This is a genomic window from Kiloniella majae, from assembly GCF_002118315.1.
Taxonomy (GTDB): Bacteria; Pseudomonadota; Alphaproteobacteria; order Kiloniellales; family Kiloniellaceae; genus Kiloniella; species Kiloniella majae.
In genome coordinates this window covers 1-250 of record NZ_MTSZ01000045.1, presented here as the reverse complement: position 1 = coordinate 250, position 250 = coordinate 1, and the positions used below count along the sequence as shown (strand labels likewise).

At 59.6% G+C, this 250-nt stretch carries 1 protein-coding gene; it reads left to right on the top strand.

Translation table 11 applies throughout. The features are described from left to right. Window positions 1–250 (top strand): hypothetical protein (locus BKB51_RS21400; protein WP_420843510.1); only part of this gene is annotated, 250 nt, incomplete at both ends.

The window sequence follows — 250 nt, the reverse complement described above, 5'->3', positions numbered from 1 at the left end:
GGGAAAAGCGAAGGGAGAAAGCAAAAGAGAAAAGGGGGGGAGAGAAAGAGGAGCAAAGGGGGGGGCAGGGGGAGAGGAAAGAAGGGAAGGCCGGCCCAGCCAAAACGGAAAGACGGAAGGGGGGAGGGAAAAGAAGGAACGGAAGGGAGGGGAAAGAGGGAGGGGGGGGGGAGAAGAGAGGAAAGAAAAGAGTTGGGGGGGGAGGGAAGGAGGCGCGAGGAAGAGAGAGAGGGGGAGAAAGAAGAGGGAG